Source organism: Pseudomonas sp. FYR_2, from assembly GCF_043106425.1.
GTDB lineage: Bacteria > Pseudomonadota > Gammaproteobacteria > Pseudomonadales > Pseudomonadaceae > Aquipseudomonas > Aquipseudomonas monteilii.
This window is the reverse complement of the sequence record NZ_JBICMM010000018.1, coordinates 195912-217301: the sequence shown is the minus strand read 5'-3', so window position 1 is coordinate 217301 and position 21390 is coordinate 195912. Positions and strand designations below refer to the sequence as shown.

The 21390-nt window shown below is 61.7% G+C and carries 22 protein-coding genes and 2 pseudogenes; 14 read left to right on the top strand and 10 right to left on the bottom strand.

Annotated features, from left to right (window positions below; translation table 11 throughout):
- Window positions 1-156: 156 nt before the first annotated feature.
- Window positions 157-336 carry a hypothetical protein gene (locus ACF8R4_RS08635; RefSeq protein WP_025752729.1) on the top strand — a complete coding sequence of 60 codons (180 nt, stop codon included), beginning with the start codon at window positions 157-159 and terminating at the stop codon, window positions 334-336.
- Window positions 337-339: 3 nt separating this feature from the next.
- Here ACF8R4_RS08635 and ACF8R4_RS08630 read toward each other — a convergent pair whose 3' ends face one another.
- Window positions 340-1752 (bottom strand): amino acid permease, encoded by a 1413-nt coding sequence (locus tag ACF8R4_RS08630; protein WP_392492205.1) that lies wholly within the window; start codon window positions 1750-1752, stop codon window positions 340-342.
- 325 nt (window positions 1753-2077) lie between these two features.
- On the opposite strand from ACF8R4_RS08630, the gene ACF8R4_RS08625 reads away from it, so the two are divergent.
- Window positions 2078-3502 carry a PLP-dependent aminotransferase family protein gene (locus ACF8R4_RS08625; protein ID WP_200928446.1) on the top strand — a complete coding sequence of 475 codons (1425 nt, stop codon included), beginning with the start codon at window positions 2078-2080 and terminating at the stop codon, window positions 3500-3502.
- 46 nt (window positions 3503-3548) lie between these two features.
- Here the strand turns inward: ACF8R4_RS08625 and ACF8R4_RS08620 are convergent, their stop codons facing one another.
- Window positions 3549-3833: a type II toxin-antitoxin system RelE/ParE family toxin gene (locus ACF8R4_RS08620; RefSeq protein ID WP_025752732.1), complete on the bottom strand. Its 285-nt coding sequence runs from the start codon at window positions 3831-3833 to the stop codon at window positions 3549-3551.
- 119 nt (window positions 3834-3952) lie between these two features.
- Here ACF8R4_RS08620 and ACF8R4_RS08615 point away from each other — a divergent pair, with 119 nt between their 5' ends.
- Window positions 3953-4495 (top strand): WYL domain-containing protein, encoded by a 543-nt coding sequence (locus ACF8R4_RS08615; protein WP_392492200.1) that lies wholly within the window; start codon window positions 3953-3955, stop codon window positions 4493-4495.
- A 9-nt stretch (window positions 4496-4504) separates the two neighbouring features.
- Here the strand turns inward: ACF8R4_RS08615 and ACF8R4_RS08610 are convergent, their stop codons facing one another.
- Window positions 4505-5227 (bottom strand): hypothetical protein, encoded by a 723-nt coding sequence (locus ACF8R4_RS08610; RefSeq protein WP_060497246.1) that lies wholly within the window; start codon window positions 5225-5227, stop codon window positions 4505-4507.
- A gap of 77 nt (window positions 5228-5304) precedes the next feature.
- Entirely contained in the window at window positions 5305-5607 is a 303-nt protein-coding gene (locus ACF8R4_RS08605) for a DUF3077 domain-containing protein (RefSeq protein WP_060497247.1), read from the bottom strand.
- Window positions 5608-5806: 199 nt separating this feature from the next.
- Between ACF8R4_RS08605 and ACF8R4_RS08600 the strand changes: the two genes are divergently transcribed.
- Complete coding sequence (locus ACF8R4_RS08600) at window positions 5807-6430, top strand: glutathione S-transferase family protein (RefSeq protein WP_019097826.1); 624 nt, start codon at window positions 5807-5809, stop codon at window positions 6428-6430.
- A gap of 52 nt (window positions 6431-6482) precedes the next feature.
- Here ACF8R4_RS08600 and ACF8R4_RS08595 read toward each other — a convergent pair whose 3' ends face one another.
- On the bottom strand, window positions 6483-7652 hold the full coding sequence (locus ACF8R4_RS08595; RefSeq protein ID WP_060497249.1) for an MFS transporter: 1170 nt from the start codon (window positions 7650-7652) through the stop codon (window positions 6483-6485).
- Between the two features lie 94 nt (window positions 7653-7746).
- Between ACF8R4_RS08595 and ACF8R4_RS08590 the strand changes: the two genes are divergently transcribed.
- Window positions 7747-8658: a LysR family transcriptional regulator gene (locus ACF8R4_RS08590; RefSeq protein ID WP_060497250.1), complete on the top strand. Its 912-nt coding sequence runs from the start codon at window positions 7747-7749 to the stop codon at window positions 8656-8658.
- A 7-nt stretch (window positions 8659-8665) separates the two neighbouring features.
- Here the strand turns inward: ACF8R4_RS08590 and ACF8R4_RS08585 are convergent, their stop codons facing one another.
- Complete coding sequence (locus tag ACF8R4_RS08585; RefSeq protein ID WP_392492196.1) at window positions 8666-9151, bottom strand: hypothetical protein; 486 nt, start codon at window positions 9149-9151, stop codon at window positions 8666-8668.
- 410 nt (window positions 9152-9561) lie between these two features.
- Here ACF8R4_RS08585 and ACF8R4_RS08580 point away from each other — a divergent pair, with 410 nt between their 5' ends.
- The 5 genes from ACF8R4_RS08580 to ACF8R4_RS08560 all read left to right on the top strand — a co-directional run bounded on the left by ACF8R4_RS08580 (window position 9562) and on the right by ACF8R4_RS08560 (window position 14127).
- Window positions 9562-9807: a hypothetical protein gene (locus ACF8R4_RS08580; RefSeq protein WP_060497252.1), complete on the top strand. Its 246-nt coding sequence runs from the start codon at window positions 9562-9564 to the stop codon at window positions 9805-9807.
- A gap of 58 nt (window positions 9808-9865) precedes the next feature.
- Window positions 9866-10897 (top strand): 5'-nucleotidase, encoded by a 1032-nt coding sequence (locus tag ACF8R4_RS08575; protein WP_060497253.1) that lies wholly within the window; start codon window positions 9866-9868, stop codon window positions 10895-10897.
- Window positions 10898-11017: 120 nt separating this feature from the next.
- The gene (locus ACF8R4_RS08570; RefSeq protein WP_060497254.1) at window positions 11018-11788 is read left to right on the top strand and encodes an SDR family NAD(P)-dependent oxidoreductase; all 771 of its coding nucleotides are present in this window, start codon (window positions 11018-11020) and stop codon (window positions 11786-11788) included.
- A 232-nt stretch (window positions 11789-12020) separates the two neighbouring features.
- Window positions 12021-13298: a bifunctional O-acetylhomoserine aminocarboxypropyltransferase/cysteine synthase gene (locus tag ACF8R4_RS08565; RefSeq protein WP_025752739.1), complete on the top strand. Its 1278-nt coding sequence runs from the start codon at window positions 12021-12023 to the stop codon at window positions 13296-13298.
- A 64-nt stretch (window positions 13299-13362) separates the two neighbouring features.
- Window positions 13363-14127, top strand: a complete 765-nt coding sequence (locus ACF8R4_RS08560) for a hypothetical protein (RefSeq protein WP_060497256.1) — start codon at window positions 13363-13365, stop codon at window positions 14125-14127.
- A gap of 29 nt (window positions 14128-14156) precedes the next feature.
- On the opposite strand, the pseudogene ACF8R4_RS08555 reads toward ACF8R4_RS08560, so the two are convergent.
- Window positions 14157-14613: pseudogene (locus tag ACF8R4_RS08555) on the bottom strand (anti-virulence regulator CigR family protein).
- 65 nt (window positions 14614-14678) lie between these two features.
- Complete coding sequence (gene glsB, locus ACF8R4_RS08550; protein ID WP_016711224.1) at window positions 14679-15587, bottom strand: glutaminase B; 909 nt, start codon at window positions 15585-15587, stop codon at window positions 14679-14681.
- Between the two features lie 114 nt (window positions 15588-15701).
- Between glsB and ACF8R4_RS08545 the strand changes: the two are divergent.
- Window positions 15702-15917: pseudogene (locus ACF8R4_RS08545) on the top strand (diguanylate cyclase domain-containing protein); the annotation flags it as partial.
- A 76-nt stretch (window positions 15918-15993) separates the two neighbouring features.
- Here ACF8R4_RS08545 and ACF8R4_RS08540 read toward each other — a convergent pair.
- Window positions 15994-16863, bottom strand: a complete 870-nt coding sequence (locus tag ACF8R4_RS08540; RefSeq protein ID WP_060497258.1) for a DMT family transporter — start codon at window positions 16861-16863, stop codon at window positions 15994-15996.
- A gap of 121 nt (window positions 16864-16984) precedes the next feature.
- Here ACF8R4_RS08540 and ACF8R4_RS08535 point away from each other — a divergent pair, with 121 nt between their 5' ends.
- Window positions 16985-18367: a PLP-dependent aminotransferase family protein gene (locus tag ACF8R4_RS08535; protein WP_060497259.1), complete on the top strand. Its 1383-nt coding sequence runs from the start codon at window positions 16985-16987 to the stop codon at window positions 18365-18367.
- 8 nt (window positions 18368-18375) lie between these two features.
- On the opposite strand, the gene ACF8R4_RS08530 is transcribed toward ACF8R4_RS08535, so the two are convergent.
- Complete coding sequence (locus ACF8R4_RS08530) at window positions 18376-20499, bottom strand: PAS domain-containing sensor histidine kinase (protein WP_156867916.1); 2124 nt, start codon at window positions 20497-20499, stop codon at window positions 18376-18378.
- A 117-nt stretch (window positions 20500-20616) separates the two neighbouring features.
- Between ACF8R4_RS08530 and ACF8R4_RS08525 the strand changes: the two genes are divergently transcribed.
- Window positions 20617-20760, top strand: a complete 144-nt coding sequence (locus tag ACF8R4_RS08525; RefSeq protein WP_156342044.1) for a hypothetical protein — start codon at window positions 20617-20619, stop codon at window positions 20758-20760.
- Window positions 20761-20976: 216 nt separating this feature from the next.
- Entirely contained in the window at window positions 20977-21360 is a 384-nt protein-coding gene (locus tag ACF8R4_RS08520) for an NUDIX domain-containing protein (RefSeq protein ID WP_060497261.1), read from the top strand.
- Window positions 21361-21390: the final 30 nt, after the last annotated feature.

Below are 21390 nucleotides of genomic sequence, written 5' to 3'. Positions count from 1 at the left end.
TAGCATATGCCATCTGCCGACTGTAGGAGCCCTATCGCCGGCAAGCCAGCTTCCACAGGTACGGCGCAGAGCCTGATGTTGGTGCAGTATCTGTGGGAGCTGGCTTGCCGGCGATGAGGCCGGAACTGACCACCTATGCTTGAAGTCAGTCCATTTATGCGCACACCCATGAAAACCTACATCGCCCTCGCCATCCTGGCCCTGATTGCCGCCGCCGCCCTGCTCGGCTCGCCCTGGATGAACCAGCGCTTCCACATGCCCGCAGAAAAAGCCCAGGCCCAGCAACGCGAAACGGCCGGGTCCCCAGGGGAGCCGGCCGTTTCGAAAAGCGAGTGACGCTTAGTGCTGCTTGCTGCCAGAACGGATCTGGTGCACCACACCCATCGCCACTACGATCGCCGCAGCGATACCGGTGGAGATCACCAGGATCTGGTAGTCAGGCATGAAGGCCATGGTCACCAGGGCTGCCACGATGAACGCGATCACCAGGTAGGTCAGCCACGGGAACAGCCACATCTTCAGGCGCACTTCCTTGCCTTCGGCAATCAGCTTGCGGCGCATGCGCAGCTGCGAGAAGGCGATGACCAGGTACACCAACAGGGCGATCATGCCGGTGGTGTTCATCAGGGTTTCCAGTACGTCTTTCGGGCGCAGTGTCTCGCTGAAGTTGATCAGCGCACACACCACGGCCACGGCGCACGAACCCATGATCGCGTATACCGGTACACCGGTGCCGGCGCGGGTAATCTTGAAGAACGACGGCGCATCGCCACGCTGAGCCAGGGAGAACAGCATGCGCGAAGCGGTGTAGTGGCCGGAGATCAGGCAGCTGCTCACCGAGGTCAGCACCACGAAGTTCATCAGCAGCTCGGCATACGGCACGCCCAGCAGTTCCAGGGTACGGCGGTAGGCGCCATAGCCGGAAACGCCCAGGTGCGGGTCGTTCCACGGTACCAGGCAGACGATCAGGAAGATCGAACCCACGTAGAACAGGCACACACGCCATACCACCGAGTTGGTGGACTTGACGATCTGCGCGGCCGGGTCTTTGGCTTCGGAGGCAGCGATGGTAACGATTTCAGCCCCCAGGAAGGCAAACATCACCCCGAGCAAGGCACCGATCACGGTGGTGATGCCATTGGGCATGAAGCCTTCGGCGGTAAGGTGGCTGATGCCACGCACTTCGCCGAACTGCCAGACGTTCAGCACGGCAGCGGTACACACGATCAGGAAGCAGACGATCGCGATCACCTTGATCAAGGCGAACCAGAACTCGAACTCACCGTAGTGTTTGACGTTGAAGAAGTTGACGGTGATCAGCAACAGGGTCGTGGCCAGCACGAACACGTTGACGCTGACGTCGGGGAAGAAGCCATGCAGGATCTTGCCCGCCACATAGGCTTCCCAGGCCATGAGGATGACCCAGTACCACCAGTACAGCCAGCCGATGGTGAAACCGGCCCAGCGGCCGATGGCGCGATCGGCGTAGGTGGAGAACGAGCCGGTGTCTGGCGAGGAAGTCGCCATTTCACCCAGCATGCGCATGATCAGTACCACCAGGATGCCGCCCGCCAGGTAGGCCAGGACAGCGGCTGGGCCGGCGCTGTGGATCACGCTGCCGGAACCGACGAACAAGGCGCCGCCAATAACCCCAGCGATGGACATCATCGTCAGGTGGCGCGACTTCAGCGAGGCACTGAGCTTGCTCTCGTGCCCGCTTTTCGCGGTGGTGGTTGTGGATGTTGCGTCCATCAGTTGTGTACCCCGTGCTTCTTTTTATCCAAGGAAAACCGTGAAACCCCGATGGCTGGCGGTTTCACCTGTACATCAGTGCTAATGCGGGCAGGAAGGTGTGAACGAACACACGCAGGCCTTCCATGGCGGCCTGCTGACGCGCCCCAGGGCGGCTGCCTGGAGCGAACTGAACATGCTTTATGTGGCGATATCCGACACCTAATGTAAAAATGTCCGACGCAGAGAGCCATGCACAGTGGCATGAAACTCGCACTGCACTGTACAGGTCGCCCATGCAGTACACCCTGCAAACGCCAGGCGATACGCACCCTGAAGGCCCCGAATGTTCGAATTACATCCAGACTCCTCAACCCCGCTGGTCAACCAGATCATTGACGGGTTGCGCGAGCTGATCGACAACCAGACCCTCAAGCCAGGCGCCAAGGTGCCGTCGATCCGCGCCTTTGCCGCGAGCTATTCGGTGAGCACCTTCACCGTGGTCGAGGCCTACGACCGCCTGGTCGCCCAAGGGCTGCTGGTAAGCCGTGGCAATGCGGGGTTCTTCGTAAACCGTGCGGCGGGCGAACTACTGGACACGCACAACGCCGAGGCTGATACCAGTCGACCAACGTTCAACTCCGAGTGGTACCTGCAGCAGATCTTCGAGATCCGCCAGTTGCCGTACAAACCGGGGTGCGGGTGGCTGCCCAACGACTGGATGTACGAAGACGGCTTGCGTCGCGGCCTGCGTCAGGTGGCCGGCAGCCCGCTGGAATTATCCGGCTACGGCGACCCCATGGGCCTGATGGAGCTGCGTGCACTGACCGCGCAGAACCTGCAGCAAGAGCTGTCGATCGTCGCCAACCCTGCGCAACTGATGCTCACCCACGGCGCCAGCCAGGCCCTGGACCTGGCCGCCCGCACGCTGGTGCGCCCAGGCGATGTGGTGCTGGTGGACGACCCTGGCTACCCCAACCTGATGAGCATTCTGCGCACGCAGGGCGCCACCCTGGTCGGCGTGCCACGCACCCCGGCCGGTTACGACCTGAACCAGCTGGAGCACTTGCTCACCCACCACCGTCCGACCGCGTTCTTCACCCAGCCGCACCTGCACAGCCCCACCTGCTCCCGCACCCCGCTGCCGCAGTTGCACCGCCTGTTGCAACTGGCCAGCCAGCACGGCTTCCGCCTGGTGGAAAACAACCTGTACGCCGACATGGTCGCCGAACCGCAGCCCTGCCTGGCCAGCCTCGACCACCTGCAGCAGGTGGTGTACGTGGGCAGCTACTCCAAGAGCATTTCGCCCAACGTGCGGGTCGGCTACATGCTGGCCAACCCCGAGCTGATGCAGAAACTGTTGCACCTGAAAATGCGTTCGGGCCTGACCACCTCACAGGTGATGGAGCGCGTGGTGTACGCCGCGATCATCGACGGTCGTTGGCGCAAACACCTCAAGCGCCTGCGCCAACGCCTGGCCGAGGCGCATCAGGAAGTTGGCCGGCATTTGCATCGATTGGGCTTTGAACTGTTCATCGAATCGGATGAAGGCATGTACATCTGGACCCGCCACCCGGCCATTCCGGACAGCGCGGCGCTGCTGGATGATGCGCTTGAGAAAGGCATCATGCTTGGGCCTGGGCAGTTGTTCATGGTGGATGCCAAGGCGACCGGGTGGATGCGGTTCAATGTGGCGTTCAGCACGGAGCCGGCGATGTGGGAGTTGCTGGAGAAGGTGCTGGTGCAGCATGTGCGGCGGGGTGGGGTGTAGTGTGTATGGCGGGCGCTGAGCATATTGTGAATGCACCAGCGTGCCATCATCTAACGCTTTGAGCCGCAGGGTAGACCCCACTGCGCTCGCGCTTACCAACCGAAACCACTACGACAACGATTCGCTCGTCCTCAACCCGATACACTAGGCGATACCCGGAGGCCCTGAGCTTGATTGTGTAGTGGTTCGGCAAGTCACGCAGCGCATCGGCCTGTACCTTCGGCGATTGTAAACGCTCGCCGAGTTTTTTCTTGATCTGCTCACGCACAGTGTGGCCAAGCTTGCTCCACTCCTTTAATGCCGAAGGCAGAAAATCTAGCTTATAGGTCATCCAGAGACACTGAATGCCTCGACCGAAAACTTGGATCCCATTCAGCAAAAGGGTATGCTGAGGCAATAGCCATACGCCATCACACGACAGGTTTGGCGCCTGCTTCAAGGACGAGCCCTTTGCCCAGCCACCCCACCCGCCACACCATCGCCCGCCAGTGGCAGCTCCTCAAGTTGTTGCCCGGCCGCCACCCGGGAATGAGCTCCACCCAGTTGCAGGCCGCCCTGAAGACCGTGGGGCATACCACCAGCAAACGCACTGTTGAGCGCGACCTGGTCGAGCTCGCTGCGCTGTTCCCACTGCAATGCAACAGCAAAGGCATACCTTACGGCTGGTACTGGCAACCGGGCCTGGACCTGAACGAAGCACAACAGTTGCAGCCCGACGTACTTGTCTCGCCGCAGCGCATTGAACTGCACGCCTGGGTCGATGACGTACTGGCCCGGCGCCTGGAAGCGCAGCCAATGTCTACGGATATGCAACTGACGCCACAAGAAAATGGCGGTGCCACGCTACAGGCGAGCGTCGACGACAACCGCGCGCTGATGACCTGGCTGCTGTCCCAAGCCGGTTCGATCCGGGTGCATGCGCCCCACGTGCTGCGCGTGGCCATGCTGGAACAGTTGCGCCAGAGCCTGGCGCTGCACGATGGCGAATATTGACCGGCGCAGTCAAACCGCGCGACGTCGCGCGAGGCAGGCATACCCAAGGCCCAACACACTGAGCCCCAACACCCCCAGCAACACCATCAGCTCACGGCTGTAGCGGGCCACCGTGGCAGGGAAACCGATAACCTGGTGGTACACCTGCACATTGGCCACACCGTCGGCGTGGCTGATGCTGACCCCGCCTTGGCGGATCTGCGAAAAGTCGGCATCGAAATACACCCATACCTTGCAGGTGCCACCAGGCTCGATGGCCGGGATATCTACCTGCGCGGTGGCGTTTTCCAGCAGCGTGTCGTTACCGGCAGCATCGCGCACTTGCACCAGCCCTTTGGCTGGCAAGCGAATGCGCACCTGGCGTACCTGAGCGTCGCCACTGTTGAGCAACTCGATGAGCAACCCCGTACGGTGATCGACCAACCCGGCCTCGAACGGTTTGGCGAACAGCTGGGCATACGGTGCCTGGGCCATTTCGATCAGCCGCTCGACCTGGTCATGGCTCAGCCCGCCCTGGTCGATGCTGTTGATACGCCCCTGCAACTGCTCGTACTTGAGCTGTTCGCTGGCCTTGCTGATACGCTCGCTGAACTGGCTGGGGTAAGTGAGGTAGGCATAGGTCAGTGACGCCTCCAGGCGCGGGTTGCCCCTGAGCAGCGCGTAGGCGGCCAACAGGACCATCAGGCCAATCAGCACGGCGACGAGAAGCTTCCCCACCTTGTCCCAGCTCAATGCATGCTTCCTTCTGTGGTGATACGCGATTCAAACCGCCCAAGGTTGCCAAGTTCGTGGCCCCCAGGCAAGCCTGGCTAGGCGTCACCTTCGCCTTCGCGCGCCTGACGCATCTGCAGCAACTGGCCATCGATCAGTGCCTTGGCCATGCCTGCCAGATAGAACGTGGCTTGCATCATCGCCTTGCGGTCACCTGGCCTGTCGATGGCCTTGCGGGTGATTTCGGTGATGCAACCCATGATGCTGGAAGCTTCCATCAGTGCGGTGCGCAATGGCAGCTGAGGTTTCATTTGCACCAGTTCGGCATTGGCATTGCCAAACCGGCTTGCCGCGCTCACGACATTGAGCTTGCTGCTGTTTTGGGGCGTGTCGTTGTCCATGTCCATTCCTCGGGGTTAAGAGCGTGCCGAGACTAGGGGGCTGCCGGTGCGACCACAATGGCCATTGGGGTGGAAAGGGTTACTTTCGGAAATGGCCTACAAGAACCCGGCTGAAGGGGCGCTCGGTCGCTGATCTGCCCCTTGACCAGCCCCTGGGCAGTGGCGGACGATCAACTCCCCCTCTACAAGGACGAATACCATGCTACGGATACTGGGCCGAGCCTCTTCCATCAACGTGCGGAAAGTCCTGTGGGCCTGTGCCGAGTTCGAAGTCGCGTTCGAGCGTGAAGACTGGGGCTCGGGCTTCCAGCCCACCGACCGTGCCGAGTTCCTTGCGCTTAACCCCAACGCCATGATCCCGGTGATCCAGGATGGCGACTTTACGCTGTGGGAGTCCAACAGCATCATCCGCTACCTGGCCAACCGCTACGGTGCCACTGCGTTCTACCCGAGCGAGGCGCAGGCACGGGCCAGGATCGACCAGTGGATCGACTGGCAGGCCTCGGACCTGAACCGCTCCTGGAGCTATGCATTCATGTCGCTGGTCAGGCATTCGCCCGCCCACCAGGACCCACAGGCGCTCGCCGCCGGCTGCGCCGAGTGGTCGCGTTACATGCACATCCTTGACCGCCAGCTGGCCAGCACCGGTGCCTATGTGGCCGGCAGCCAGTTCACCCTGGCCGACATCCCTGTCGGCCTGTCGGTCAACCGCTGGTTCGAAACACCGTTCGAGCACCCGCACTTGCCGGCCGTACGTGATTACTACGAACGCCTGAGCGAGCGCCCGGCCTATCACCTGCATGGTCGCAACGGCACGCCCTGACAGCGAAAAGGAAGACGCCGGGGCTGCGTGCAGCCCCGGCGATACAGGCTTGTTACACCGCAACCTGGCCCGCCACCATCCGACCACGCCAGGCAAACAGCAGCACCATCACCAGGCCCAACGCCGCCATCGCCGCGCCTGCCAGGGCAATCGCCGGGTAACCCAACCCTGCATTGATCACCGCGCCACCAAGCGCCGCGCCAATCGCATTGCCCAGGTTGAACGCGCCAATGTTCACCGCCGACGCCAGGTTGGGCGCATCCTTGGCCGCTTCCATCACCCGCATCTGCAACGGCGGCACCAGGGCAAAGCTGGCGGCCCCCCAGACCAGCACCGCCAAAGCCGTCGGCAGTGGCCAGGCCAGAACCAGCGGAAACACCAGCAGGACCGCAATCAGCACCGCCAACGACAGGATCAGGGTGCGATCGATCGAACGGTCCGCTGCCTTGCCACCCCACACATTGCCCAGGGTCAGGCCAGCCCCGAACAGCACCAGCATGACTGTCACGAAGGTGGTAGACGCCGCCGCCTCGTTCTGCAGGATTGGCGCGATGTAGGTGAACACGGTAAACATTGCACTGGAACCCACCACGGTCAGCAGCAAGGCCGCCAATACCGGCCCGCGGCCCAATACGCGGATTTCTGCCATGGCGCCGTCACCCTTGGGCAATGCGACATTGGGCAGCGCATACCAGAGCGTGGTCATCGCCACCAGGCCGAGCCCGGCAATACCCCAGAACGCTGTGCGCCAGCCCAACATTTCACCAAACCAGGTCGCCAGAGGCACCCCGCCGATGGTGGCCAGGGTCAAGCCCATGAACATCGCCGCCACGGCGCCAGCGCGCTTCTCGGGCGGCACCACACTGGCCGCAACGATCGAGCCGATGCCGAAAAATGCGCCGTGGTTCAACGAAGTGACCACGCGGGCCACCATCAGGCTGGCGTAGTCACTGGCCAGCGCCGACATCAGGTTGCCCAAGGTGAAAATGGCCATCAGCCCGATCAACAGGTATCGTCGCGGGATCTTCACCGTGGCCAGGGTCATCAATGGCGCGCCAATCAGCACACCGATGGCATAGGCACTGACCAACAGCCCTGCAGCAGGAATGGAAACGCCAAGGTCGGTGGCGATACTGGGCAACATGCCCATGGGGGCGAACTCGGTGACACCGATGCCGAAGGCACCGATGGCGAGTGCGACCAGAGGTGGATTGATACGCATGGCAAGCTCCTTATCTATGCCGCAAATGCTACAAACTGTTTAAAAAACGCACTAGACTGCGTTTTTGCGAATCACCTTTGCCTGCGAGACACAAATGGACTTCAGTGGAAGATCCGGAGAGATGGAGATTTTTGCCAGGGTGGCGCAAGAAGGCAGCCTGTCCGCCGCTGCCCGGGCATTGGGCCTGACACCTTCTGCCGTCAGCCGCATCCTCGCCCGTACCGAACAGCGCCTGGGCACGCGCCTGCTGCTGCGCACCACCCGGGCGATCACCCTCACACCCGAGGGTGAGGCCTACCTGCGCGGTGCGCGACGGGTGCTGGCCGACATGCTGGAACTCGAGGACGCCATCACCGACCAGGGCGTGCCCCGCGGCCGCTTGCGGGTAAGCGCTGCGTTGGGCCATGGCCGCCTGACCGTGGTGCCGCTGCTGGCGGCGTTCAGCGCGCGCTATCCTCAAGTGCTGGTCGACCTGACCCTAAGCGACGAGGTTGCCGATATTCTCGGCGGCCAGACCGACGTAGCGCTGCGCTTCGGCCACCTGCCAGACAGCTCGTTGAGTGCGCGTGCCATTGGCGAAACCGGCCAGGTAGTGGTCGCCTCGCCCGAGTACCTGCAACGCTGCGGTACCCCATTGGTGCCAGAGGACCTGGCCCGGCACAACTGCCTGCGCTTCAACTTTCGCCGCGCCGCACCCGACTGGCCGTTTCGGCGCAATGGCGAAGTGTTTTCACTGAAGGTGACCGGCAATATCGAATGCAGCAGCGGTGAAGCCCTGGCACAACTGGCCAGGCTGGGGGCCGGCGTAGCGCGCATCGGCACCTTCACCGTGGTCGATGACCTGGCCAGCGGGCAGCTGGTACCGCTGCTGGAGGCGTACAACCCTGACGATCGCGAGCCGATTCATGCGGTGTTCGTTGGCGGCTCGGCGATGCCGGCGCGGGTGCGGGTGTTTGTGGACTTTCTGGTAGAGCAGCTGTCTGGCAGCCAGCGCACGCGCCTATAGCGGTGCATTAACCAAGCACGTGCAGCCCCAGCGTGAACACCGCCACGGCCAAGGCCACCAACGACACGGCATGACGCTCCAGATACGCTGGCCAACCGTGCGCTTGCTGGCTTTCGCACTCACACTGTCGTTCGGCCAGGCTGGCCAACCGCGCCTCCACGCTGTCGACGCGGTCTGCCTGGGTGTTGGTCGCCTGTGCGAGCTTCTTCAGCGCCGTGGTCACCGTGCTCGACAGGCCCTCCCTGGCCAGGTTGCCTTCTGCCAGTTGTTGCTGGTGCTGTTCAAGGCGCTTGCGGATAGCCCCCTCCTTCTGCACCCGGGCCAGGGTACTTGCCACAAGCTTCTGGTTCAGTGCATCGATACTGGCCTGCAACGTGCCTTGCTCGGAGGCCGGCTGAGGCGAAGCATCTGCCTGAGGGGTGCTTTCGATCACCTTGTCTACCGTCGGCTCCGCGAGCGGGGTCAAAGTGCTGTGTTCGTGTGGCTGGCTCATCAATTCCTGTCCGGATACAGCGGCAATGGGCGGAAAGCTATCAAAATGGCATCAGCGGATCCACTGGTGCATCGCGCAATTGAGTGATTGGTCAGCATCTGAGAAGCCTGACCGGCTTGCTCACCGCCAAGTAAAGCCTTCCGCATATGTCAACTAACCAGCCATATTTGGGCAAAACCGCTCTTCTTCTGCCAACAACAGGCCGATTGCAGGTAAAGCCTTGCCAGAACGGCGCTGCATCCGAAACGTGATATCAAATTGCCTTGATCTTGCGTGCTGCCGCACCCAGGCAAGCCCCGAAGAACCTGCACCATTCCTTTACCTGTACAAGTCACCAATATCGACATGTATTCACAATAGACATATCGTCTCGCTTACCGGCTTGTTGCCACGTACCAAGGAAACGTTAAATGGAAGCGCTGGAAATCTCCCTGTTGTGTGTCTGCGGCATCACCCTGCTGCTTGTATGCCTGCAATCCGTCCGCCAAGGCGAGATGTGGAACCTGTTGCAGAGCGACCGTGAACTGGAGCAAACCGCCCGTCTCCACAAACAGGAGAACAGCACATTGCACGCGGCCCTGCGCGCAGAGCGCGAACATGTGAGCCAGTTGCAGTACCAGATTCAAGTGCTCCTCGGGCTGACCCCGGAGGCCTGAGGACTTTACACACAACGCACGCGTACACTTGCCCCAGGCCACTTGCAGGAGCAGCTTCATGCCTTACCCCATTGAACAGAAACTGGTCATCGGCGTTGCCTCGAGTGCGCTGTTCGACCTCACCGTCTCGGACGACATCTACAAGACCCAAGGGGTCGAGGCCTACCGCCAGCACCAGGAAGACAACCTGGACGAACCGTTTCCAAGGGGAGTGGCGTTCCCGTTCATTCGCCGCTTCCTGAGCATCAACCAGGCCTTCCCCGACCAATTGCCAGTGGAAGTGGTGCTGCTCTCACGCAACTCGCCGGCAACCGGCCTGCGGGTGTTCCGCTCGATAAGCCACTACCAGCTGGACATTACCCGCGCGGCGTTCATGTCGGGCCGCTCGCCCTATGAATACATCCCGGCGTTCAATGCGTCACTGTTCCTCAGTGCCAACGAAGAAGATGTGCAAAAGGCCATCGACGCCAACTACCCGGCCGGGCGGGTGCTGCCTACACGCATCTACGACGATGAAATAGACACAGAGCTACGGGTGGCCTTCGACTTCGATGGCGTGATTGCCGACGATGAAGCAGAGAGCGTGTACAAGCGCAACGACAATCTGAACGACTTTCAGGAGCATGAGCGCGTACACAAAGGCACCCCGCACTCGCCAGGGCCCTTGGCAGACTTGTACCGCAAACTTTCACTGATTCGCATGCTGGAGGATCGCAAGCTGGCAGAAGACCCGAACTACAAGCGGATTCTGCGCATCGCCATCGTCACGGCGCGCAACGCTCCCTCACATGAGCGTGTAGTGACGACCTTGAAGGATTGGGGCGTGTCGCCGGATGAATGCTTCTTTCTAGGCGGGATGGAGAAGCCCAGGGTGCTGTCGATCCTCAAGCCGCATGTGTTCTTTGACGACCAGCGCTCTCACTTGCAATCGCCAGCCGGGAACCTGCCAATGGTGCATGTGCCATTCGGGGTCGCTAACAGGCACACGACGCCGAAGCTTTCTCACACAATCACGGCAGCTGCTGAAACTGTGCAAGCTGATCACTCAGCGCAAGATGCGCCAGTAGCCACTATTTTGCGGGCAACGTAGACTAGCTGTGCTGCGCTACGCAGCCGTCACAACCTCGGACCCGGAAAGGCAGCACTCCAGTAGCAGGACTCTAAAACGAACCTGCAAGGGTGATCAAAAGTGTCTCACGAAGCGCGCTCAATGGCTTTGATCCCCGGACTGACCGGCAAAGCCAGTGTGTTGGTCTGCGGTGCAAGCCGAGGCATTGGCCTGGCGCTGTGCACGGCATTGCTGGCCCGCGACGATGTGAACCGGGTCTGGGCCGTGGCGCGGCACGCCAGCACCGCTGACGGGCTGCTTGCACTTGCCCAGGCACATGGCGAACGCGTAGTACCGCTGGACTACGATGCGCGCGACGAGCTGGCTCTTACCGCGCTTGCAAGCGAGGTGGGCATTGCCTGCACGCACCTTCATCTGGTCATCAGCACACTCGGCCTCCTCCACACGGAGGGGGCGAAAGCCGAGAAGTCGCTGGGCCAATTGGACCTCGCCAGTTTGCAGGCCAGCTTCGCCACCAATGCGTTCGCCCCCATCTTGTTGCTCAAGCACCTGCTGCCATTGCTGCGCAAACAGCCCGCAACCTTTGCAGCGCTGTCGGCCAAGGTTGGCTCGATCGGCGACAACCGACTGGGTGGCTGGTACAGCTATCGTGCGAGCAAGGCGGCGCTGAATCAGCTACTGCACACGGCAAGCATCGAGCTGAAACGCCTCAACCCTGCGGCTACCGTGTTGACACTGCATCCGGGAACCACCGATACCGAACTGTCGCGACCGTTTCAAGGGAACGTGCCGGAGGGGAAGCTGTTTGAGCCGGCATTTGCCGCACAGTGCGTGATCGAGCAGGTAGGGCGGCTTGGGCCGGCAGAGAGCGGAAGCTTTTGGGGATGGGACGGCGAGCGGATCGTGTGGTGAGTGCACTCGCGTCGGGTGCACTGTTGCAGCCCGGCCGAGGCAGTGCGTTTCATCGCGGGGTCAGCTTAGCGTGGGCCGCCGCCCTGATGGCCACCAAAGCCACCGCCACCGCCATGCCCCCCCTATCTTTACAATCTGCCAGGCCCAGTGAGCGCCGGCACGACGCCCTTGACCCACACCCTCGCGCCACCGCATGCTCGAGCGCTTCCACCCACGCTCAAGGAACGATTGCATGAAGCTGGAAACCCTCGCCGTCCATGCAGGCTTCAGCCCCGACCCAACCACCCGGGCGGTGGCCGTACCCATTTACCAGACCACCTCCTTCGCCTTCGACGACACCCAGCACGGTGCCGATCTGTTCGACCTGAAGGTGGCCGGCAACATCTACTCGCGCATCATGAACCCCACCAACGACGTGCTGGAGCAGCGCATGGCCGCCCTCGAAGGCGGGGTTGGCGCGCTGGCGGTGGCCTCGGGCATGGCAGCCATCACCTACGCCATCCAGACGGTCGCCGAGGCCGGCGACAACATTGTCTCGGTGGCCAAGCTGTACGGTGGGACCTACAACCTGCTGGCCCATACCCTGCCACGCATGGGCATCCATACCCGCTTCGCCGCCCATGACGACATCGCGGCCCTCGAAGCGTTGATCGACGCACGCACCAAGGCGGTGTTCTGCGAGTCCATCGGCAACCCTGCCGGCAATATCGTCGATATCGCCGCACTGGCCGAAGCCGCCCACCGCCATGGTGTGCCACTGATCGTCGACAACACCGTGGCCACCCCGGTTCTGTGCCGACCGTTCGAGCATGGCGCGGACATCGTCGTGCATTCGCTGACCAAGTACATCGGCGGCCATGGCACCAGCATCGGCGGCATCGTCATCGACTCCGGCAAGTTCCCTTGGGCTGACAACAAGGAGCGTTTCGCCCTGCTCAATACGCCCGACCCTTCCTACCACGGCGTCACCTATACCGAAGCCTTCGGCCCCGCCGCCTTCATCGGCCGCTGCCGCGTGGTGCCGTTGCGCAACACCGGCGCCGCGCTGTCGCCGTTCAACGCCTTCCTGATCCTGCAAGGCCTGGAAACGTTGGCCCTGCGCATGGAACGCCACACCGAAAACGCGCTGAAGGTCGCCCATTACCTGCAGGCTCACGAACAGGTGGCCTGGGTGAAGTACGCCGGGCTGCCCGACCACCCCGAGCATGAACTGGCCCAACGCTACACCGGTGGCAAGCCCGCTTCGATCCTGTCATTTGGCATCAAGGGAGGCCAGGCGGCCGGTGCGCGCTTCATCGATGCGCTGCAACTGGTGGTGCGCCTGGTGAACATCGGCGACGCCAAGTCGCTGGCCTGCCACCCCGCCTCCACCACCCACCGCCAGCTCAACGATGAAGAGCTGGAAAGGGCCGGCGTGCCACGGGACATGGTGCGTTTGTCGATCGGCATCGAGCACAGCGACGACATCATCGCCGACCTGGCCCAGGCCCTGGAGGCCAGCCGCACCTGATGCATCCGCGCCCCACCCAATGCTGACGGCGGGCGCACCTTCACCGAGCCTGGACACCCCCGCAATGACCCTGTTCTACCTCAAGCTAATTGTCACGCCCCTGCTGATGTGGGCCATTTCCCTTGCCTCGCGGCGCTGGGGCGGCCTGCTGGGTGGGCTGCTGTCCGGCCTGCCGATCACCTCCGCGCTGGTGATGACCTTCCTGTGCCTGGAACAGGGCACGGCTTTCGCCTTGGGCGCATTGCCCGGCGCGCTGGGCGGCCTGGCGGCGGTGCAAGCCACCTATATGTTTTACCTGTTGGCCACACGCAGGCTCGGCATCGCCCAGGCCGTGCCGCTGGCGTTGCTGTTTTACGGGCTGGCTGCCTATGCGTTTACGCACTGGGGCAACCTGTACCTGTCGATTGCCGTGGCGCTAGTGCTGATTGGCGTACTGATACGCGCCAGCGGTCAAGAGCCCAAACCCGATACCCTGGCCCGCCCCCGGTACCGGTACTGGGAGATCCCGCTCAGAATGGTATCTGCCACGTCACTGCTGATGATCACCACCCGCCTGGCCAGCTGGCTGGGCCCGGCAACCAGCGGGATGCTGGCGCCGATTCCAGTGATTGCCTGGCCGCTGGTGGTGTTCGCCCATGTGCAGAATGGCCGGGCCGGCATGGCGGCCATGGTACGGGGCAATGCGATTGGGGCGGTGGGGGTGATTGCGTTTTACCTGGTGTTGGCAGCGTTGCTCGACACGTGGGGGGTTACCGTCGCCATCAGCCTGGCCATGCTCTGCGCCGTGGCGCTGACCGTCGGGCTGGCCACCGTATTGCGACGGCGCTGACAAGCCTGCGTGGGGTGGCTCAGCACTGCTCAGTCAAACGCCCCGTTCAACACTTCGTAGATAATCCCGGTTGCCGCAGCGACAAGTATCAGGTCCGCACCCGCCTGCATCCACTCATAGCCATCGTAGTGATGGCAACTGCCCCAGCAGGCGGCCGTCCAGCTTCTTGGCGATGCCGGGCGGTAGTGGCTTGCCACGCGCCAGGTTCTTCTGAATGCCGGGCGGCAATGCAGGCACCGGGCTCCAGTAACTGCGGTGGCCGCCAAGAATGCCCAGCACATCGCCGCGGTCGATGGACGGGCCACCATGCCAGTCGTTACCGCCCTTACCCTGCTTATGGCCACCTGCATTACCCTGGCCTTGAGCATGCTGTGCCTTGCCGTGCCCCTGCCCTTTGCCGTTACCTGGGTCGGCAAAGGTCTGGCCAGCGGCGAATGCCACTGCCAACGAAGTCAGCAGGGCTGTCGGGTGTGATGTTCTGGCCATGGGGGCATCCTTACCGGGCCTCGTCACGCATGGCTACAGGGTTGCCCTGTGCGTCCGCCCACTGATCAAAACACCGACCAGCCAATCCGCGAACTCAGCAACTCCAGCGCCGCCATCCCGGCGAGGGAGTTGCCTGCCGCATTCAACTCCGGCGACCACACGCACACCGTGAATTGCCCCGGCACGATCGCGACAATCCCGCCCCCCACACCACTCTTGCCAGGCAACCCCACCCGATAGGCGAAGTTCCCTGCTTCGTCATACAGCCCGCTGGTGGCCATGATCGAGTTCACCTGTTGCGTCTGGCGTCGGGTCAGAATCTGCTCACCGCTGTGCTTGCAAAACCCATCGTTGGCCAGGAAACAGAACGCCCGGGCCAGATCCAGGCAGTTCATTTGCAGCGCGCAGTAGCTGAAATAACTGCGCAGCACAGCCTCTACCTCGTTATGGAAGTTGCCAAAGGACTGCATCAGGTAAGCCATGGCCGCGTTGCGCGCGCGAAATTGATATTCCGAATCCGCAACACGGGCATCGATCGAGATGTGGGGGTTGCCCGAGAGCCGTCGGACGAAATCGCGCATCGACAACGTGGGTGCTGCAAAGCGCGACTGGTTGATATCACAGATCACCAACGCACCCGCATTGATAAAGGGGTTGCGCGGGCGACCGCGCTCGAACTCCAGCTGCACCAGCGAGTTGAACGGCTGCCCCGAGGGCTCATGGCCAAGCCGCTCCCAAATGGCTTCACCGGAGTGCCCAATCGCCTGAACCAGGCTGAACACCTTGGAAATACTCTGCACCGAAAATGGCACCAGGGCGTCGCCAGCGCAGTGATAGCTGCCGTCATTGCCATAGACTGCGATACCCAACTGGTTCGCCGGCACATCGGCCAGCGCGGGAATGTAATCCGCCACTTTGCCCTTGCCGATCAAGGGACGTACTTCTTCAAGAATCTCGTTCAACAGCGTTTGCATGGAAGGCCCTGTATCAGTCCCCAGACGACGGCTAAGGGGTAGCCTTCTTGACGAAGGTCGAGCGGAAAAAATCACACACGCGGCAAGAAATGCCGCTCTACCCGGTAGCCCATGGCTCGATGCCATAACCTAGCCACGCTCGCCGAGGGATATCTGCAACTGCGCACCCTGGCACAGGTGAACCGCGACCTGCGCCTTGAAATGGATCGCGGGCAGCGTAAAGCCCTGCTCGTGCGCCATGGGGGTGAGGAATTCGTCGCGATTTTGCAGGTCAAGGACAGCGAAGAACTGCAGCGGATTGCTGAGCGCATTCGGGAACAGGTGGGTGCCGGGCTGTGTGGCGGTATGCTCGCCCTGTTTGTACCGGGCAACGACCAAGGCGAGCGCCAGCCACCGCTGTACTCACTTATTGGGCGTACTTCCTGGCCCCCGCCACACAGATCACAGCCCCCAGCGTCACCACCAGCATCAACCAGCTGACCTGCTCGTGCAGCAGCAACGCCGCCAGCCCAAGCCCCATGAACGGCTGAAACAGTTGCAGCTGCCCGACTGCCGCAATGCCACCCTGGACCAGCCCCCGGTACCAGAATACAAAGCCAATCAGCATGCTGAACAGCGAAACGTAGCCAAAGCTGAACCACGCCGGCGCACTTACCTTGGCAAAGGCATCAGGTGCCGGAAAATTAACGACCGTCAGCAGCAGCATGAACGGCAACGCCACCAGCAATGCCCAGCTGATCACCTGCCACCCGCCCAATGTGCGCGACAGCCGCGCCCCTTCTGCATACCCCAGGCCACACACAACCACCGCTGCCGTCATCAGCAGGTCACCCACCAACGACCCTTCGCCGCCATTCATCAACGCATAGCCCGCGACCAGCCCGGCCCCCATGAACGAGAACAGCCAGAACAACAGCCGAGGCCGCTCACCGCCCCGCAAAACGGCAAACCCGGCGGTGCACAGCGGCAGCAGCCCGACAAAAACAATGGAATGGGCAGAGGTGACATGCTGGAGCGCCAGTGCCGTCAGCAACGGAAACCCGATGACAACGCCCAGCGCTGTTACCGCCAATGACGCCAAGTCACCCCGCTTCGGCCGAGGCTGGCGCAGCACGATCAAAAACAGCGCACCCAACAAGGCGGCAATGGTAGCCCTGGCACAGGTCAGAAACGTCGGTTCAAAGTCCGCCACGGCCACGCGGGTTGCCGGCAACGAGCCCGCAAAAATGGCGACGCCTATGAAGCCGTTGACCCACCCGCTTGTTGTTCTTTCCATCATTCATTCCCCGATAAGCCAGGCGTCAGTACATCACTGACGGGCTCACCCAGGCCATGTACAATCCAATACAGTTCAACCGAACTGTTATGCACATTAATCCAGCACAGTTGAGGGTGCGATGAAACGCAGCGGCACGCGAATTCGAACGGTCATGGCCGAGATCCAGTCCAGGATCGCCTCTCGCACCTACACACCCGGCGCAAGAATCCCATCCGTCCGCGCCATGGCCCAGGCCATGCAGGTGTCGGTTTCTACCGTGCTTGAGGCCTATGAACGGTTAATGGCCGAGGGTGTACTCAGCTCTCGCCCCGGCTCCGGCTTTTACGTCGCAGGGCCAGTGGCGCCATTGGCACTGACCGAACTTGGCCCCAAACTGGATCGTGTCGTCGACCCGCTGTGGATCTCGCGCCAATCGCTTGAAACCTCCCTCGATGCGTTGAAACCCGGTTGCGGGTGGCTACCGCCTTCCTGGATGTACGAAGCGGGTGTGCGTAAAGCGCTGCGAATGGTTGCCCGTTCTGACGCGTCAAAACTGACGGAGTACGCTTCACCGCTTGGCTATCCACCGCTCCGGCAGTTTTTGTCGCGACGGCTGGCAGGCATCGGGGTCGAAGCCCCGCCTGAGCAGATCATGCTCACCGAGTCCGGCACCCACGCCATCGACCTGATTTGCCGTTTTCTGCTGGAACCAGGCGACACGGTGATGGTGGACGACCCCTGCTATTTCAACTTTCACGCACTGCTGAAAGCACACCGGGTGAACGTTGTGGGCGTGCCTTACACGCCGACCGGCCCGGACATCGATGCATTCGGCGCTGCCCTGCTCGCGCATGCGCCCCGGTTGTACATTACAAATTCCGGCATCCACAACCCGACCGGGGCCACCCTGTCGCCGGTCACCGCACACAGGCTGCTGAAGCTGGCCGACACCTCCAACCTGGTGATTGTCGAGGACGACATTTTCAGCGACTTCGAACATACGCCCGCGCCGCGCCTGTCTGCGTTCGACGGCCTCTCACGGGTCATCCAGATCGGCAGCTTTTCCAAAACCATCTCCGCTTCAATCCGCTGCGGCTACATCGCTGCGCGCGGTGAATGGATCGAGGGCCTGGTCGACCTCAAGATTGCGACCACCTTCGGCGGTGGGCGCCTGGCGGCGGACATCATCCACCACGCGATTACCGACAGCGGGTACCGAAAGCACATGGAGAGTGTGCGCCTTCGGTTGGCCGAGCAAATGGACAAAACGGTAGCCAGGCTTCAGGCGATTGGTATCAAACCCTGGATCATTCCCCAGGCTGGCCTGTACGCCTGGTGCCAGCTGCCGCTAGGCAAGGATGCCGCAACGCTGGCCAGGGCTTGTTTGAATGAAGGCGTGGTGCTGGCGCCCGGGAATGCCTTTAGCCAGTCCATGACTGCGGGAGATTTTCTGCGGTTCAACGTTGCGCAGTCAGGGGACGTCAGAGTCTATGACGTGTTGAAACGGGCACTGGGTGCCTAGTGGCCCGATCAATCCACCTCGCTACCTCGGTCAGCCGCTACCGAAGGCTTGCCTTGGTTGATTCGAGCGCCAAACATCGCGTGAACATTGGCGATCAAGTCCTCCATTGCGAATGGCTTGATCAACACGGCCGATGCGTTGCGCAATACCTCATCGTCAAACACTGAAGGGCTGGTGTAACCGGTCATGAAAATGACCGGTAACCCTTCACGCGTTTGTCGCCCGGATTTCGCCATCTCCCGGCCGTCGAGCCCTCCCGGCAGGCCGATATCAGTCACCAGCAAGTCGATGCGAGTGTCCGAAGCGAGCAGTTGCAGCCCGGCTTGGCTATCAGCGGCCTCGATAACCGTGCACCCCAAACCACTGAGCACTTCACTGACAAACAAACGCACAGAGGGCTCGTCATCCACAATCAGCACATTGCGGTCAGACCATTGGGTTGAAAAATCGGGGTGGATCTCTGCCGGGCCGGTGTTTTCAGGCTGCCCTTGATCGATTGGCAGGAAAAGCTGCACCCGGGTTCCTGCCCCTTCTTCGGAAGCAATCCTGACTTGCCCGCCCGACTGCTTGGCAAAGCCATATACCATCGACAACCCCAGCCCTGTGCCTTCGCCCATCGCTTTGGTAGTGAAGAACGGCTCGCACGCTTTCGACAGTGTTTCGGCCGACATTCCCATGCCATTGTCCGCCACACTGATGACCAGGTACGAACCCGGCTGCAGCTCGGCATCCAGGCCCGGGCCTGCCTCAAGGGCCTCGTTTGCCGTGGTGATGGTGATCTTGCCTGCACGCTTGCCAATGGCATCCCGTGCATTGATGCAGAGGTTCAGCAGCGAGTTCTCGACCTGGACCGGGTCTACCAGGCAGGTGGAAAGCTGCGCTTTCAAATCGACTTTCAGAAGAATCATTGGCCCGACGGTGCGCTGCACAAGGTCCTCCAGGCCGCCTATCAAGCCATTGACCTCCGTACGGGTGGCCTGCAAAGGCTGCCGGCGTGAAAATGCCAGCAACCGATGGGTCAGGGCCGCCGCCTTGTACGCTGCCCGGTGCGCGACCCCAATGTAACGCTCGACGTCCGCCAACCGCCCTTGCTTGCCGCGCAGCCTGGCCAGGTCCAGGCTGCCGGTGATGCCCGCCAGCAAATTATTGAAGTCGTGTGCGATACCGCCCGTGAGCTGGCCTATCGCTTCCATTTTTTGCGATTGGCGCAGCGCCTCCTGCGCGGCCTCACGCTGGGCCACGGCTTCGCTGATGCGCTCTTCCAGCGTGTGGTTGAGGTTCAAAAGCGCGGCCTCGGCCTGTTTTCTTGCAGTAACGTCTATGGAAGAACCGATGAGCCCTATGACGTTTCCCGCCTCATCGAGCAAGGGGGCCTTGACGGAGAGCCATGTCGTTGCAGAACCGTCCGGCATGTCGACCCGCTCTTCGACCTGCACAGCCTTGCCGCCACGCATGATCTGCTGGTCGGTCTGCATCACCTGACGCGCCTGGGCCTTGTCTTCGAGGAATTCGAGGTCCGTCTTACCCAGGTAGAATTCTGGCGGTTTGCCGATCAGTTGCGTTGCCCCATGGTTGGCAATGAGCATCCTGCCTTCCAGGTCTTTTGCATACACAACCCCAGGCACTGCGGCAGTAAAGGTACGCAACAACGCCGATACGCGATCTCGCTCAGCCTCAGCTGCCCTTCGCGACTCGATGTCCATGAGCACGCCCGGTAAGCGTATGGCCTGCCCCTCGGCATCCAGCTCCGCATGCCCGTTGGCTTCGATCCAGTGATACAGCCCGGCTTCGTTACGAACGCGATATTCACAACGGAACGTACCGCCTCGAGACATCGCGTCATGGATATCCCGGGAAACGCGCTCACGATCATCCGGGTAGATTGAGGTAAAGGCTTCAGCGATTGGAATGCCCGCTTCACACTTTTGAGCGGGAATGCCGAAAGACCGGGAGAAGCGTTCGTCTGCCGTTACCCGGTCGTTCGGAATATCCCAGACCCACATACCCACGACCGCAGCGGCGTCCAGCACCAGACGCAGTTGTTCGGACGAATGCTCCGCAACACCCTCGTTCGCAGACCGCACACCTGCCGCTGGCAGTGAGCCCAGCGGGTCGATCCCATCTTTATCCATGACTCACCTCTGTCGCTTGCTCCACATCATAGTCTCACGGGCGACAGAAACCGAATTGAACAGCCTGCCCGGTCACACGGCCTAACGCGGTGCAGCCCATTTGCGAGGAGCCCGATCATGATCGACCCCAAACATCCCGACCCGTACGTTGACGAGGTGCCACACAACCCTGGCGAACCGATACCCAAGCCTGAACCGGAGCAGGAGGCGCCTGATTGGCCAGACGGCCAGGTACCGCCGCAAGAGCAGTCCGACGGCTGAGCCTTGGGGCACACGCAAAAGGCCCGCGCCAGGGACGCGGGCCGTTCAGCGAAATGCCAGGCCGGTGAACAGTGAACTGACCGCTTTCATCCCCAACTTCCTTTTGCGGTGAAGGTGAACATGCGACCAGGCCGGCACGGGCTGGGTTCATTCGGAGCGATTGCGCTGAACTTTGCCGTGCCTGCACGGCCTTCCCTTGAAACGGGAGGACACGTGATGACCCCATCGAGAGCGCTGCATGCCACGATCATTTGCCTGCAGGCCGGCAAGGTCTTGCTTGTACGCAAAGAGGCACTGGAATGGTCGCTGCCCGGCGGCAAGATCGACCCTGGGGAAACCCAGCATGAAGCCGCACGCCGTGAGCTGCAGGAAGAAACCTGCTTACCGCTTAGCGATGCCCAGTTTCTGGGCCATCACGTGCTTCAAGCGGAGGAGCACTGGGTGTATCGGATGGCTGTACCGCCGTCCCGGGTTCCCCAGCCATCACACGAGATAGTGGAGTGTCGCTGGTTCCTGATTCAGGAGGTGTCGCAACTCCAGATAAAACCGAGCAACGTCGAGCTGCTGCGGCGTGAAGGGTTCATCGCTGTCAAAGGGTGATTCGTCGGTCGAAATCCCGCCGGGCCGGAC